This is a genomic window from Mucilaginibacter flavus (assembly GCF_030409315.1).
GTDB classification, from domain to species: domain Bacteria; phylum Bacteroidota; class Bacteroidia; order Sphingobacteriales; family Sphingobacteriaceae; genus Mucilaginibacter; species Mucilaginibacter flavus.
In genome coordinates this window covers 251,323-266,701 of sequence record NZ_JAUFPS010000024.1, presented here as the reverse complement: position 1 = coordinate 266,701, position 15,379 = coordinate 251,323, and the positions used below count along the sequence as shown (strand labels likewise).

The window sequence follows — 15,379 nt, the reverse complement described above, 5'->3', positions numbered from 1 at the left end:
ACGATCATGACAAGCGTACCACTTAACATTTTAACATGGCTGTTTCGCCTGGCTGCCGCCATTATTATGCTGCAAACCTTATACTTTAAGTTTAGCGCAGCGCCCGAATCTGTTTACATATTCAGCACCCTTGGGTTAGAGCCATGGGGCCGTATCGGGATAGGTTCGTTGGAGCTTATAGCATCTATCCTTATCGTTATCCCTAAAACCACCAGCCTGGGTGCTTTATTGGCGGTGGGCATTATGGCCGGCGCTATTTTATCGCACCTAACCAAATTGGGCATCGTAGTTCAAAACGATGGTGGGCAACTGTTCACTCTTGCGTTAGCGGTGTTCATTTGCTCGGCAATTCTGCTTATCATCTACAGGAAACAGCTCATCGCTTACATTCCATTTATTAATCAACAGGCTTAATCATTTTAAATACCACCACCATGAAATTGAAAGAACCTATCTCCAACCTAATGGAGCAATTAGAATTTGTAATTGACGGATTAACTAATCAACAATATACGCAGCCGGTAAAAGTATTATCAAAATCAACCATTGGCCAACATACCCGCCACATCCTGGAGTTTTTTATCGAACTGAATAAGGGCTATGAAGAACGGATTGTTGATTACGATAAACGCGTGCGCAACCATGCTATCGAATCGGATAAATACGTGGCCATTGATACCATACATCAAATAGTTGCCAGCCTGGCTAAGCCAGATACGAAGCTTGTTTTAAATGTAGAGTATGGTGCCGAAGCCGATCACCGCGCCCAGGTAATTACCAATTACTTACGCGAGCTGGTTTACAACATGGAGCATACCGTGCACCATATGGCATTGATAAGGATAGGGGTAGAGGCTATATCCGAACTTGAAATTCCCGCGGAGTTTGGTGTTGCAGCATCTACGCTCAAATTCAGGGCAGCATGTGCACAGTAACCTACATCCCTAAAAAAGAAGGTTTTTACCTGACCTCGAACCGGGACGAAAGTGTAAAACGGGGGCAGGCCATTACTCCGCGGGAATATAACAACGGCAAAAATACCTTGCTGTATCCCAAAGATGCCGACCGCAACGGCAGCTGGATAGCTGCCAAAGATAACGGCGACCTGGTGGTATTGCTCAATGGTGCCTTTATAAAGCATACGCCGCAGGCAGCTTATAAAAAAAGCAGGGGGTTGGTTTTAATGGATATTATTAAAGCCGATGATCCTTACACCTATTACAGTATGCTTAATTTATATGATATTGAGCCGTTTACCATAGTGCTGTACTCGGGTGGTAAGTTGTATGAATGCCGCTGGGATGGTGGGCGCAAGCATATTACGATGCTTGATAAAGGGATGGCCTATATCTGGTCGTCGGTAACGTTGTATGATAAGATGGCAACAGCCAAAAGGGAAAGTTGGTTTGGCGATTGGAGGCGCGGCGAATCTCCGAAAACTGCCGATGATATTTTACATTTCCATCATTTTGGTGGCCGTGGTGATTTAAAGGATGGTTTGGTGATTAACCGCGATGGAATGATGAAAACGATGAGCATCACCAATATAGATGTAAGCGCAGAAAATGTAATCATGACCTATCATGATTTGAAAGATGATAAACAATATGTAACCGATCTTCACATTCAAAAAGACGCGGTACTTGCAACCAGCAAGGTTAGGCTACCCCGTTTTTTAGGTTTAAGAAGCTTTTTTATAAGGCTTACACATTGGGAATACTGGCCGTTTAATGCGGTTTACCTGCCGGTAATGTTTTACTGGTTTTGGTTGAGTTTTAAAGCACGATCGTTTTTCTTTTTCAGTGCCGCCAACCCTTTGATAGAAAACGGCGGTTTTGCCATGGAGAGTAAATGGCTTATTTACAAATTAATGCCCCGTAAGTACAATCCAGAAACCCTTTTTTTTAAAACAGGGACCGATATAGAATTGATAAAAGGCGCCATTGAAGTACACCGGTTTAGCTTCCCGATGATAGCCAAGCCCGATATTGGGGGCAGGGGCGTATTGGTGAAAAAAGTACATGATTTACATGAGCTAAACCAATATGTTAAAAATATAAAAGTTGATTTTTTGCTGCAGGCTTTTATACCCTATAAAAATGAAGTTGGCATATTTTACCATAGGATACCGGGGGAAAGTAAAGGCAGCATATCGGGTATAGTAGGTAAGGAGTTTTTAACGGTGGTTGGCGATGGACGGTCGACAATAGCTGAGCTGATTATCAATGAGCCGCGTTATTTATTACAGTTACCTGTATTGAAAGATACGCATGCCGATGTTTTACCACAAGTACTGGCACCAGGGAAACCACTTACATTGGTGCCTTACGGCAATCACGCCAGGGGAGCCAGGTTTATTGATTTGAGCCACCTGATCACCGATGAATTGACCGGGAGCATTGACAACATATGCCAGCAAATACCCGAGTTTTATTTTGGCCGGATGGATGTGATGTATAACACCTGGGATGAACTTTGTGCAGGTAAAAACCTGACCATAGTTGAGCTGAATGGAGCAGGCAGCGAACCAACGCATATTTATGATCCTAAATACTCCATATTTTTTGCATGGAAAGAGATTATGCGGCATTGGAAACTGCTGAGCGACATCAGCAAGCAAAACCGGATTAACAAAGGCCTTAAATGCATGACGTACAGAGAAGGTATCACCATGCTAAAAAATAATACCGAATACCTAAAATTAGTATCCTAAACCATGAGCAAATATTTGAAATTGTTTTTTGTTGCTTTCAGCATCAGTTTTATAGGGGCTTTGCCTATTGGCACCTTAAACGCCAATGTGGCCAACTACGCGCTAAAGGGTAATTTTTCCGGTGCTACCCAATTCGGACTCGCAGCTATTATTGTAGAAGTTGTATTGGTAAGGCTTGCCCTGTTTTTGCTGGATAAGCTTGGCCACCTGCAAAAGCTGTTCAGATACCTGAGCGCTTTTATGTGTGTGGTGATCTTTATTTTGGCTTACAAAACGTTAGAGGCTGCATTTCATATGCGTAGTTTTCAGGATGATTTGCCCTTTGTAGGCATGCAGCCATTTTATTCTGGACTGGTGTTGAGTTTGCTTAATCCACTCCATTTGCCCTTTTGGCTGGGCTGGACGGCAGTACTAAAAGGTCGTGAGGTATTAGCATCAAAGGCAGGGGATTATAACGTCTACATCGCTGCTATTGGCACAGGCACATTGCTGGCCTTTATACTTTACGGCGTTGCCGGTAATTATTTGATGGATGCCCTTAAAGCACAGCATAACTTGATTAACTGGATTTTGGGCTGTACGCTATTGTTAACCGGCTTGGTGTTAGCTTATAAATTGATAGCTAAGAAGGTAAGTTTGGGCGGGGTATCACAAGCTTAGTTAGTAATCGTTTTTAGATTTGTCAGATTGCATCCGCATTGGATAGGTAGCATCTACGGCGCATAAAAATCTTCTCGTTTTTTTCTACAAATAGATAGCCGCTATGCGGCAGGTATGATTGTGAGATATAATGCACATTGGGAGGAAAGGTTATTTAAATTAAGAGGAAAACACTTGCCTTTGCGATTAAGAAGGTAGCACCTACGGCGTATAAAATCTTCTGCTTTTTTTTCTACAAATAGGTAGCCGCTACGTTGCGTGCATCATTGTGAGATATTAACAATTTTATTTTCTTAGGCTTATTATTGTCAATTGATTTTTTGCCGCATCGCGGCTACCTATTTGTAGCCCAATCGCCACCACCCGCAAGATGCCGCGTAGCGGCTACCTTTCTAAAAGCGACTCACCAAAAAGGTTCGTCACTTATTACCTGATGAATAATTCTTACCATAAAATGTCCATACGTTTATAATTTATTGAGATTTATAGGATAATATTGCCGGGAATTTAAAAGCTACCGGGTAATTGCATATTTTATGAATTGGGAAAAGTTATTATCGGCAAAACGCTGGGGTTACGAGGCTAAATACGTAGCCAGCCAGGTTGATGCCAGGTCGGAGTTTCAACGCGATTATGATCGCATCATATTTTCGTCGCCGTTCAGAAGATTGCAGAATAAAACCCAGGTATTTCCTTTGCCGGGTAGCGTTTTTGTTCATAACCGGCTTACCCACAGCCTGGAGGTTGCCAGTGTGGGTAAATCATTAGGGCGTATCTTTTACAATAAACTCAAAGCAGAAGACCCCGGTCTTGATGCCCACTTGCCATTGATGGCCGATATTGATACGATCATTTCGGCGGCTTGTTTAGCGCATGATCTGGGTAACCCTGCGTTTGGTCATTCAGGCGAATCGGCCATCTCTCATTACTTTGCCGAGGGCGACGGAAAAAAATATCAGGATAGCGTTACTAAAGAACAATGGGCCGACCTTATCAATTTTGAAGGTAATGCCAATGCCCTGCGCATATTAACGCACGCTTATTCGGGCAAGGGCAACGGCAGTTTCGCGCTTACTTACGCAACCATAGCCGCCATAGCCAAATATCCCTGCGCTTCAATCGTCGGCGGAAACAAAGCTAATATCTACACCAAAAAATACGGTTTCTTTCAGTCGGAACAAGAGGGCTTTAAAAAGATAGCCGATGAGTTGGGTTTAAGCCAGGTACAGGACAGTCCGCTGATTTATAAGCGTCACCCGCTGGTTTACCTGATAGAGGCTGCCGACGATATCTGCTACAATATTATTGACCTGGAAGACGCGCACCGTTTAAATATCCTTTCGTACCAGGAAATTGAAAATCTGCTGCTGCCTTTATGTAACGATCCTAAAATGCGAACCCGTTTAGATGATATTGACGACGATGACGCCAAAGTTGGGTACCTGCGTGCACGGTCTATCAATACGCTGATACAGCAATGCTCTGACGTGTTTTATCGCGAGCAGGAAGCCATCCTTGCCGGCGACCTGAACCAGGCTTTGATTGATTTGATTGATGAGCCATTCAGGCAGATCATGAAAAACATCACCAAGCTTTCTATCAAAAGGGTCTATAATTACTCGTCGGTTGTACAGATAGAGGTTGCCGGTTATAAAGTAATGGGCGGAATATTGGAGGAGTTTATTCCAGCTTATCTGCAAAATAATTCAAAATATCATCAAAAGCTGATCGAACTGATTCCCAAACAATTCCTCACCAAAAACGAAGACGATTACTCCAAAATTCAATCCATACTGGATTTTGTATCAGGAATGACGGATTTGTACGCGGTTGAATTGTTCAGGAAGATTAAGGGGATTTCGTTCCCATCGTTGTAGGGCGGACTAAGAGATTATTCGCTATATATTTTAGATGATTAATATACGATCTCAAAATCTTCTATGACTTTAGAAACGCTCTCCATGCAAATAACAGAATCTTAAAATCAGCCAAAGGTATATTTATAGGGTTTGCGCCTCCTTTTGACGAAACAATTAAATTATCACTTGTCAAGGTGCCGTATATTTGCCGTAAAGGATCACTGTAGTCTGTGTCTTCCACCAACTCTATTTGTCCATTAAGGCATAAGTTAACATCCGATAGAAAGTCTTCTATGTCATCAGCGTGCCGCCATATGTCGATGTAGGAGCTGATTGGGTTTTGGCCGTTAGTTAACTTTTTTCCTTCGGTATTCCTATAAAAGACCACATTATATTTTTCTAAAATTTCCATATTCATTCTAAAAATATTAAGAGTATTAAAAGAAAATAATGTTCGAAAAAATTTGCCTTGCTGCAATAAATTTTTTTCATCAATTAGTGTGTCCATAATAGGTTCGATTTCGTCGAAACCAGTGATGGGATTTTTGTCAATTTTCTTGTGAAAGACTATTCCATATTTATTTAGGATTTTAATCATTATCTGATTGATGGTAACATATTTGTTATTTCTAAACGATTAACGCTGTTTTTATCAAATGTACAATTGTGCCACCATAAACTGATTTTCAAAATATGCAGATTGGCGTATTGGATTTCTAAAACGCTTCCTTGCTGCCACCCCTACAAATCGTATCAACTTTTCCTCAAAATAAATCAAACATACTTGCGGGTTAAAACCGCATAGCTTTTTAGTATAATTTTAGCCGGTAATAGCATTTTGCGCTTTGCACACGCCTGTTGTACAAGCGCGATAAAGTATATCGACCTAAAAATTATGAACATTAAAAAATTACTTTCCGTAGCGCTTGTAGCTATGCCCGGCTTGTTGTTTGCCCAGGAGTGGCAACCTAAAAAGGCGGTACTCATGACGCGTTTTGCAAAAGATGTTGATCCAAAAAACGTATTGCCCGATTATCCCCGGCCACAATTTGCCCGCGAAAAGTGGCTTAACCTCAATGGCCTTTGGCAGTATCAACCAGGTAAAGCCGGCGAACCCACGCCTGTTGGCAAATTAGCGCAAACTATTTTGGTTCCTTTCGCGGTAGAATCCGCGCTATCTGGAGTGATGGAGCATCACGAGAGGTTGTGGTACCGCCGTAAATTTACCGTTCCGGCCACCTGGAAAGGCGAGCATGTGTTACTGCATTTTGGCGCGGTAGACTATGAATCGGAAGTATTTGTGAACGGCAAAAGCATGGGCGTGCATACCGGTGGTTATGATCCGTTTAGCTACGATATTACTTCGGCCCTCAAAGGCGCTGGTGAGCAGGATATAACCGTAAGGGTATATGACGCTACCGATGATGCCGGTAAGCCACGCGGCAAGCAAAGCTTACATCCGCAAGGTATTATGTATACGCCAACTACGGGCATCTGGCAAACCGTTTGGCTGGAGCCGGTGCCGGTTACCAATATTAGCGATATCAGGATTACGCCGGATATCGATAAATCGGTAGTAAAACTTACCATAAGTACCGATGCCAAAGCTGCCGGTTATACTGTTGCCGTAAAGGTAAAAGATGGTGGTAAAGTTGTACAAAATGCCACCGGTGTTGCCAATGAAGAGATTAGCGTACCGGTGCCTAATGAAAAGTTATGGTCGCCAGATTCTCCGTTTTTGTATGATCTGGATATCACGCTGTTAAAAGATGGCAAAAGTGTCGACGCGGTTTCAAGCTATTTTGGGATGCGCAAAATTTCGGTAGGTGACGAGGATGGTTACAAAAAACTGTTCCTTAATAATAAGTTCTTGTTCCAGATTGGTCCGCTCGACCAGGGTTTCTGGCCCGATGGTATTTATACCGCCCCAACCGATGCCGCTATTAAAAACGATTTGCAAATGATGAAAAATTATGGCTTTAACATGGTGCGCAAGCATATTAAAGTAGAGCCATACCGCTGGTATTACTGGGCCGATAAACTGGGTTTAATGGTTTGGCAGGATATGCCATCACCCAACTCTTACACAGAGCATACGCCACCCGTTGATACCGCGGCCTATGCGTCTGAGCTTACCCGCATGGTTAAAACCCATTGGAACACGCCAAGTATTGTTACCTGGGTGGTGTTCAACGAGGCACAAGGCCAGCATAATACACCGCAATTGGTTGATATGGTGCGCAAGCTTGATGGCTCCCGCCTTATTAACCAGGCCAGTGGTGGCAACCATTTTGGCGTGGGCGATTTTATGGATATCCATAGCTATCCGCCGCCCGCAGCGCCCGAAAGTAAAACCCAGGTTTTGGCATGCGGCGAGTATGGCGGTATAGGTTATATCATCCCCGGCCATATCTGGAAATCTGGTCCTACCTATATCATGATTGATAATAAAAAGGATTATACCAATCTGTACGATACTTATGCCAACGACCTGGTGTTATACAAAACCAACAAAGGTCTTAGCGCGGCGGTATACACCGAAATTACCGACGTGGAAGTGGAGCTGAACGGCTTGCTTACCTACGACAGGGAAATTGACAAAGGCGGTGCCGAAAACATTGCCGCGTCAAACAAAAAGATCATTAACGATCATATGTACATCACCGATATCCTGCCGTCATCGCAAACCAACAGTCGCGATTGGAAATATACATTTGCTAAACCCGCCGACGATTGGTTTAGCAAAAGCTTTAACGATTTAGCATGGAAAACCGGTCCCGGTGGTTTTGGTACCAGCTTTACACCCGGTGTAAACGTAAAAACCGTTTGGGATAGCAGCGATATTTGGGTAAGGCAGGATTTTACCTTAAATGTAACCCAAAACATCAATAAATACGACCTGGTGCTATACATTCACCACGATGAAACCTGCGAAGTGTACATTAACGGTGTTAAGGCAGCTACCATTGATGGCGCTACATCCGGGTATACTGTAGCCCAAATGACCAAAGAGGGTAAAGCAGCGCTTAACCTGAACGGTAAAAACGTGATAGCCATTCATTGCCACCAAACAGTAGGGGGGCAATATATTGATGCCGGTATTTCGTTATTGAGTAAAACGAAACCGTAATTTTAAATACAATTATTTGTGTAATAGCCCCGGCAATTGCCGGGGCTATTTTATTTTAGGGCTTATGGTATTTGCTCGTAGGGAAACAATTCACCGAATTTATTTTTCTAATCATATTTTGCTAAATCGATTTTATTAAATAATTTGGCCTATAATTGTCAATCTAAATAAACCATCTGCTAAACGTAACTTCACGATTAAAAAAATGACCAACACAAAACAGGCTGTTTTTAAAACGCTGCCGCGTAAAAAATGCTATGCGGTATTGTTAACCGCAGCGCTTGCCATCAGCACCTTAATTGTAAAAGCACAAGGCCCGGCAACTTATGTAAATCCCTTTATTGGTGCCACTACCAACACGGATGACGCCGGGGTATACCATGGTTTGGGTAAAACTTTCCCGGGAGCGGCAACACCTTATGGTATGGTACAGGTAAGCCCTAATACCATCACCGGCGGCGATAACGGATCTGGCTACAGCTTTGAACATAAGACTATTGAAGGTTTTGCCATGACACAAATGAGCGGCATTGGCTGGTATGGCGATCTGGGTAACTTTTTGGTGATGCCTACCACCGGTAAGCTAAAAACCATTGCCGGCAAAATTGATGGATCATTAGCCGGTTACCGTTCTAAATATGATAAAAAGAGTGAAAAAGCATCTGCCGGGTATTACAGTGCATTGCTGACAGATTATAATATTAAAGCCGAAATGACGGCAACCCCGCATAGCGGCATGCTACGTTTTACCTTTCCGCAAAATAAAGAATCGCGCATACAGATTGACCTGGCCCGCAGGGTAGGGGGCACTTCAACCCTGCAATATGTAAAAGTGGTAAATGATCATGCTATAGAAGGTTACATGAAATGCACCCCGGACGGCGGTGGCTGGGGCAATGGCGACGGCCATGCCGATTATACCGTTTATTTTTATGCCGAGTTCAGCAAGCCTTTAACAGATTTTGGCGTTTGGAGTGCCGATATCCCCGACGGCTGGAGCCGCAAGTTGGATGATGTAACCAGCACTAAGTACCTTAACCAGGTAGCTGCCGCCCCCATTTTAAAAGGCGTGAAAGAAAAAGAAGGTAAACATCTGGGTTTTTATACCCAGTTTGCCACCAAAGCCAACGAGCAGGTGATCCTTAAAACAGGAATCTCTTTTATCAGTATCGCGGGAGCAAAAAACAATTTAAATACCGAGATCAAAGATTTTAATTTCGACGCGGTGCACCAAAAAGCGGTTGCCCTATGGAATAATGCCTTATCTAAAATTAGCGTTGATGGTGGTACCAAAGAGCAAAAAACTGTTTTTTATACAGCGCTGTATCATACCATGATAGATCCGCGCATTGTGAGCGATGTGGATGGTAATTATCCCGGTGGCGATGGTAAGGCACATCATGCGGCTAACTTTAACAAGCGTACTATTTTTAGCGGCTGGGATGTTTTTCGCAGCCAAATGCCTTTGCAAACTATTATCAATCCATCGTTGGTAAATGATGAGGTTAACTCATTGGTAACCCTGGCGCAGGAAAAGCAAAAAGATTACCTGGAGCGCTGGGAACTGCTAAACGCCTATAGCGGTTGTATGCTGGGCAACCCGGCGGTATCGGTAATAACAGATGCTTATGCCAAAGGAATACGCAATTTTAACGTGCCAGAGGCTTACCGCCTGGCGGTAGGTTCGGCAGAAAAATTTGGCAATGGCGATAAAGGTTTTACAGGCGGAGATTTAAGTATCTCTAATACGCTTGAATATGCTTATACCGAATGGTGTACCGGGCAGTTAGCCAAATGGCTGGGCAAAACTACCGATGCCGAAAAATACAATAAACGCGGTCAGTCTTATAAAAACGTGTTTGATCCTGAAAAGGGCTGGTATCGGCCTAAGGATGACAATGGCAACTGGAAAGCCTGGCCCGATTCGGCCCGTACAAAGCAGTGGTATGGTACAGTTGAAAGCAACCCTTACCAACAAGGCTGGTTTGTACCACAGGATGTGCAGGGCATGGCCCGGATGATGGGCGGCAAAGAAAAGGTTATTGCCGATTTGAACAACTTTTTTGAAAAAACACCCGATAACATGATGTGGAACGATTATTACAATCACTCAAACGAACCCGTGCATCACGTTCCATTTTTATACAATCGCCTGGGCGCGCCATGGCTTACCCAAAAGTGGACCCGCGCTATTTGTCGCCGGGCCTATAACAACTCGGTTGATGGCTTGGTGGGAAACGAGGATGTAGGGCAAATGTCGGCCTGGTATGTGCTGGCGGCCAGCGGTATTCACCCGGTTTGCCCTGGTGATACCAGGCAGGAAATTACCAGTCCGGTATTCAGCAAAGTAGTTTTAAAGCTCGATCCTAAATATGCCAAAGGCAAAACCTTTAGTATTACAGCGCTCAATAACTCGGCAACAAATATTTATATTCAGAGTGCCAGGTTAAACGGCAAGGCTTATAACAAGTGTTATATTGATTATAAGGATATAGCGGCAGGCGGCAATTTGCAACTAACCATGGGCAATAAGCCGAATAAAAACTGGGGTGTTTTATAATAGCAGTGATCCCGAATTGTATTGACTTATTAAAAATGCTAATTGTGCCTGTAATATATATTGCAGGCACAATTAGTTTTGGGGGATGAGATTCCCTTGGTAAATCGCTTTAAAAATACCGGGTTTATTTGGGCTAAAGCCGGTTTTTCGACTGCTATTCTTCCGCCCCCATAAATGGGACGGCAATGAATTTTTAATTCGCTTTTATCAGTTTTTTATTCATTGCCATTCTGGCTTTAGCCAACGGCTCATATAAGTAGCCATGGAAGAGGGCTTTAGCCCCAATTTTGCTGATTGGGATTTAAAAGGCGCTTTCAGGAGCATTGCCGCTAAAATTTAACGAAAAGGTTGCCCATTCATCAATAAGATTGGGGTTAAAAAGAGGTAAAAGCGATTTTATGAAAAAATAAATCGTTTTAGATGTGTATAATTCAAAGATTTCAATTAATTTGCAATCACCAATTAACAACTGAATAAACCTTTATAATGAGCACCAAGCCCAACTTTACCGAACGCAAGTACCTTGTGGTACTCATATTTGTTACTTCACTATTTTTAATGTGGGGTATTTCTATGACCCTTGGCGATACGCTGAATAAGCATTTTCAAAATGTGTTGCATATTTCCAAGTCAAGATCGGCCTACGTGCAATTGTCAATTTTTGGTGCATACTTTTTTATGGGTATCCCCGCCGGCTTATTTATGAAACGTTTCGGCTATAAAGCTGGTGTTTTAATGGGACTTACCTTTTACGCTATAGGCGCGTTTTTGTTTATTCCGGCCGCAAATGCCGAGTCGTTTATATTTTTCAGGATAGCATTATTTATACTGGCCTGCGGTATGGCTACTTTAGAAACCGTGGCCCATCCGTTTGTTGCCTCCCTGGGCGATCAGCGTACCAGCGACCAGCGGATAAATTTTGCTCAGGCGTTTAATGGGGTAGGTGGAATTATTGGTCCGCTCGTGGGCAGTTACTTTGTATTAAAAGCCGGACAAGAACATTCAAACGACCTGGTGTCGGTTAAGCACCTGTATATCATCATAGGCATAGTTGTTGCCGCTGTAGCTTTATTGTTTTCGATGGTAAAGGTGCCAGACCTTACCGATCCTCATGTGGTTGCCGAAGATTCATACGCAGTTGCCGGTGTGGAAGAAACCAATAAGAGCTTATTTAAACATAAGCATTTTGTTTTTGCAGCCATAGCTCAATTATTCAATGTTGGCGCGCAAGGCGGCACCTGGGCCTTTTTTATCAATTACGGGCGCGAAATTATGCATTTATCAGATGAGCATGCCGGGTATTATTTTTCGTTAAGTATGGTAATGATGATGGTGGGGCGTTTTGCAGGTACCGCGTTGATGCGCTTTATCAAACCATATAAACTGCTGTCGATATTTGCACTGGGCAATATTGTGATGTGTATTATTGTAGCGCAGGGCTTTGGCTGGCCTTCGTTTATCGCGTTGTTATTCATCAACTTTTTCTTCAGTATCATGTTCCCTACCATATTTAGTTTAGGTTTGAAAGATATGGGCGCCAAAACACAGCAGGCATCATCTTTTATTGTAATGGGTGTAGTAGGTGGCGGATTATTTCCGTTAGTGATGGGCCAAATTGCCAACCACAACGTGGCTACCGCCTATTATTTGCCTATTATTTGTTACGTTGTTATATTCGCGTTTGGCTTTATGTACCCAAGGTTAAATAAAAAAGCGGTTTAGCTTTCCCGCTACAGGATACATTCTCAGCATCATATTTATAGTTAACCGATTTAGTATTAAAATAAATCGATTAACTGGTGATGCTGTGTTTACAATCTCCTTATATTGCCCTATATTTGAAATAACCAATATATAAAAGGGGTGAAGAAGAAACTATCAATTGTTGACATCGCCAACGAGCTAAACGTATCAAAAACTACTATATCATTTATCCTTAACGGGCGCGCCCAGGAAAAAAGGATCAGTAATGATCTTGTTGAACGTGTAATGAAACATGTAGCCGAGGTTGGCTACAAACCAAACTCGTTGGCCAAAAGCTTACGCACCGGCAAATCAAATACCATTGGTTTGATGGTAGAGGATATCTCGAACCCATTCTTCGCCAGCATTGCACGCCTGATAGAAGATCGGGCTTATGTAAATGGTTACAAGATCATTTATTGCAGTACCGATAATGATACCAATAAAACCAAGGACCTGATAGGCATGTTTCGCGACAGGCACGTGGATGGCTACATTATGGCACCACCAGAAGGGATTGAAGAAGATATTCAATCGCTGATCAAAGATGGCATGCCGGTGGTATTGTTTGACAGGCACCTGCCTGGCGTTAAAACCGATTTTATTGAGGTCGACAATCTTTTCAGTACCTATAACGCTACAAAGCATTTAATGGATCAGGGTTTTAAAAATATAGCCTTTGTAACCTTTGCATCCCATCAAACCCAAATGATGGATAGAGTAAAAGGTTATCGCGATGCCATAATAAGCAATGGTTTTAAGCCTCCTATCATTAAAGAAATCCCCTTTAACCAGGATGAAGAGCAAATTATGGCTCCCCTTCGCGACTTTGTTAAAGCAAACCCGGATATAGATGCTATATTGTTCGGTACCAACCATATTGGTACCTGCGGCTTAAAAGTACTGAACGAGTTAGGCAAAAAAGCGCCTACCGATGTTGCCGTAATTTCTTTTGATGATTATGATGTATTTAAATTGCACTCGCCCCCGGTAACAGCCATCGCTCAACCGGTTGAAGCCATAGCCGATAATGTGATCACCGTATTGTTAGAGAAACTTAATGACCGCTCATCATCTGCCAAACCACAATCTATTGTACTTAAAACCGATTTGAGGATAAGGAATTCATCTTTGAAGGGATAGAATCAAGAGTCAAGAATCAAGAGTTAAGACTTTTTGAAAAATGAGAAGACTTACGAAGTTTTTAAAACTTCGTAAGTCTGGCTTTTACGACATCTAATTCGGCATAAATTTCTGCGTGCCCATTGCGCGTTCTAATTTCACAAGTCCAAGGATCACGGACTCATAATATCCCTATTCTGCTAATTCTCAAATTCTGAAAATTCTGATTCAGACAATCGCGTTAGGGATGGCAGCGGATACCTGCCTTGCGCCTAAGGCCTTGTGCGCTGTATGAGCATACAGCCCGGCCGCAGGCAACGCCATTATTGGAGAAAGGACTTTAAGACTTTTGGACTTTTGGACAAAAGATTTTTGGATAAAGGAATAAAGACTTCGAAAAAAAGAATAATTCAATAATTCAATAATTCAATAATTTCCTCCTTCAGACAACCCTCCCTTAACCATATCTTAACCCAAAAACTTACCTTAGTCTACTTTTTTTAACAAAAAAAGATAAATGAAGTTAAAATCCGGCTAATGATTGTTAAATTGTAAATGAATAATAACTATCTACAACCTTAATTTTGTTAAAAAATAGATACAATGATAACTTTTGACTGGAAAGGCGTATTCCCTGCGGTAACCACCAAGTTCACCGATAATGACGAACTGGATTTTGATGCATTTGATGTAAACCTGAACGCGCAGCTGGAAGCTGGTGTTGATGGTTTCATTTTGGGCGGATCATTAGGCGAAGCCAGCGTGCTGAGCGATGATGAGAAGTTTGCATTATTAAAACACACTATTGACTTTGTAGCCGGCAAAGTACCTGTAATACTTAACATTGCCGAGCAAACTACCAAAGCTGCTGTTGCTTGTGCCCAAAGGGCGTTTGATACCGGTGCCGATGCTTTAATGTTGTTGCCGCCAATGCGCTACAACAGCGAAGAGCGTGAAACTTTGGCCTTTATTGGCGCGGTTGCCGAAAGCACCAAACTGCCAATTATGATATACAACAACCCGGTTGATTATAAAATTGAGGTTACGCTGGATATGTTTGAAAAACTATCGGTTTATGATAACATTCAGGCTGTAAAAGAATCAACCCGTAATGTATCAAACGTTACTAAAATGATTAACCGTTTTGGTAACCGTTTCGCTATCTTAACAGGTGTTGATCCCCTGGCTATGGAAAGTTTGGTGATGGGTGCCGATGGTTGGGTTGCCGGTTTGGTTGACGCCTTCCCTAAAGAAACCGTTGCTATTTTCCGTTTGGTAAAAGCCGGCAGAATTGCCGAAGCATTAACCATTTACCGTTGGTTTTTACCGGTATTGGAATTGGATATTCACGCTAAATTAGTTCAGTACATTAAACTGGCCGAGGTGGCCAACGGCATTGGTACCGAAAACGTACGTGCCCCACGTTTGCCTTTAATTGGCGAAGAGCGTACCAAAGTATTAAAAATCATTAACGATGCGATTGCTGTTCGCCCTGAATTGCCTGCTGGCAGCTGGGGAAAACTGGCCGAAGTTGAGGCTCAATAAAATCACAATATCTATAAATAAAATCAAAGCTTTTGGCCTTGCGCCTT

The 15,379-nt window shown here is 42.6% G+C and carries 11 protein-coding genes; 10 read left to right on the top strand and 1 reads right to left on the bottom strand.

The window, feature by feature from the left end; genetic code table 11:
* Positions 1-6 precede the first annotated feature (6 nt).
* From QWZ17_RS09300 to QWZ17_RS09280, 5 genes are all read left to right on the top strand, one after another.
* Positions 7-414 (top strand): DoxX family protein, encoded by a 408-nt coding sequence (locus QWZ17_RS09300; RefSeq protein WP_290304904.1) that lies wholly within the window; start codon positions 7-9, stop codon positions 412-414.
* A gap of 20 nt (positions 415-434) precedes the next feature.
* Positions 435-935 carry a hypothetical protein gene (locus tag QWZ17_RS09295; RefSeq protein ID WP_290304903.1) on the top strand — a complete coding sequence of 167 codons (501 nt, stop codon included), beginning with the start codon at positions 435-437 and terminating at the stop codon, positions 933-935.
* Positions 923-2,713 (top strand): NRDE family protein, encoded by a 1,791-nt coding sequence (locus tag QWZ17_RS09290; protein WP_290304902.1) that lies wholly within the window; start codon positions 923-925, stop codon positions 2,711-2,713. The genes QWZ17_RS09295 and QWZ17_RS09290 overlap by 13 nt, the downstream gene beginning before the upstream one ends.
* Positions 2,714-2,716: 3 nt before the next feature.
* The gene (locus tag QWZ17_RS09285; protein ID WP_290304900.1) at positions 2,717-3,373 is read left to right on the top strand and encodes a LysE family transporter; all 657 of its coding nucleotides are present in this window, start codon (positions 2,717-2,719) and stop codon (positions 3,371-3,373) included.
* Between the two features lie 536 nt (positions 3,374-3,909).
* Entirely contained in the window at positions 3,910-5,250 is a 1,341-nt protein-coding gene (locus tag QWZ17_RS09280; protein WP_290304899.1) for a deoxyguanosinetriphosphate triphosphohydrolase, read from the top strand.
* 61 nt (positions 5,251-5,311) lie between these two features.
* On the opposite strand, the gene QWZ17_RS09275 is transcribed toward QWZ17_RS09280, so the two are convergent.
* Positions 5,312-5,830, bottom strand: a complete 519-nt coding sequence (locus QWZ17_RS09275; protein ID WP_290304897.1) for a hypothetical protein — start codon at positions 5,828-5,830, stop codon at positions 5,312-5,314.
* A 297-nt stretch (positions 5,831-6,127) separates the two neighbouring features.
* On the opposite strand from QWZ17_RS09275, the gene QWZ17_RS09270 reads away from it, so the two are divergent.
* The 5 genes from QWZ17_RS09270 (at position 6,128) to QWZ17_RS09250 (ending at position 15,332) form a co-directional block, all read left to right on the top strand.
* Complete coding sequence (locus tag QWZ17_RS09270; RefSeq protein ID WP_290304896.1) at positions 6,128-8,362, top strand: glycoside hydrolase family 2 protein; 2,235 nt, start codon at positions 6,128-6,130, stop codon at positions 8,360-8,362.
* A gap of 205 nt (positions 8,363-8,567) precedes the next feature.
* Positions 8,568-10,922 (top strand): GH92 family glycosyl hydrolase, encoded by a 2,355-nt coding sequence (locus tag QWZ17_RS09265; protein ID WP_290304895.1) that lies wholly within the window; start codon positions 8,568-8,570, stop codon positions 10,920-10,922.
* Between the two features lie 486 nt (positions 10,923-11,408).
* Complete coding sequence (locus QWZ17_RS09260; protein WP_290304894.1) at positions 11,409-12,644, top strand: sugar MFS transporter; 1,236 nt, start codon at positions 11,409-11,411, stop codon at positions 12,642-12,644.
* Between the two features lie 141 nt (positions 12,645-12,785).
* Positions 12,786-13,808, top strand: a complete 1,023-nt coding sequence (locus tag QWZ17_RS09255; protein WP_290304893.1) for a LacI family DNA-binding transcriptional regulator — start codon at positions 12,786-12,788, stop codon at positions 13,806-13,808.
* A gap of 582 nt (positions 13,809-14,390) precedes the next feature.
* On the top strand, positions 14,391-15,332 hold the full coding sequence (locus QWZ17_RS09250) for a dihydrodipicolinate synthase family protein (protein ID WP_290304892.1): 942 nt from the start codon (positions 14,391-14,393) through the stop codon (positions 15,330-15,332).
* Positions 15,333-15,379 lie beyond the last annotated feature (47 nt).

What these genes read in the sequence shown, in the direction of transcription:
- QWZ17_RS09300 (WP_290304904.1), top strand. Translation starts at nt 7, where the DNA reads ATGACAAGCGTACCACTTAACATTTTAACATGGCTGTTTCGCCTGGCT.
- QWZ17_RS09295 (WP_290304903.1), top strand. Translation starts at nt 435, where the DNA reads ATGAAATTGAAAGAACCTATCTCCAACCTAATGGAGCAATTAGAATTT.
- QWZ17_RS09290 (WP_290304902.1), top strand. Translation starts at nt 923, where the DNA reads ATGTGCACAGTAACCTACATCCCTAAAAAAGAAGGTTTTTACCTGACC.
- QWZ17_RS09285 (WP_290304900.1), top strand. Translation starts at nt 2,717, where the DNA reads ATGAGCAAATATTTGAAATTGTTTTTTGTTGCTTTCAGCATCAGTTTT.
- QWZ17_RS09280 (WP_290304899.1), top strand. Translation starts at nt 3,910, where the DNA reads ATGAATTGGGAAAAGTTATTATCGGCAAAACGCTGGGGTTACGAGGCT.
- QWZ17_RS09275 (WP_290304897.1), bottom strand. Translation starts at nt 5,830, where the DNA reads ATGATTAAAATCCTAAATAAATATGGAATAGTCTTTCACAAGAAAATT.
- QWZ17_RS09270 (WP_290304896.1), top strand. Translation starts at nt 6,128, where the DNA reads ATGAACATTAAAAAATTACTTTCCGTAGCGCTTGTAGCTATGCCCGGC.
- QWZ17_RS09265 (WP_290304895.1), top strand. Translation starts at nt 8,568, where the DNA reads ATGACCAACACAAAACAGGCTGTTTTTAAAACGCTGCCGCGTAAAAAA.
- QWZ17_RS09260 (WP_290304894.1), top strand. Translation starts at nt 11,409, where the DNA reads ATGAGCACCAAGCCCAACTTTACCGAACGCAAGTACCTTGTGGTACTC.
- QWZ17_RS09250 (WP_290304892.1), top strand. Translation starts at nt 14,391, where the DNA reads ATGATAACTTTTGACTGGAAAGGCGTATTCCCTGCGGTAACCACCAAG.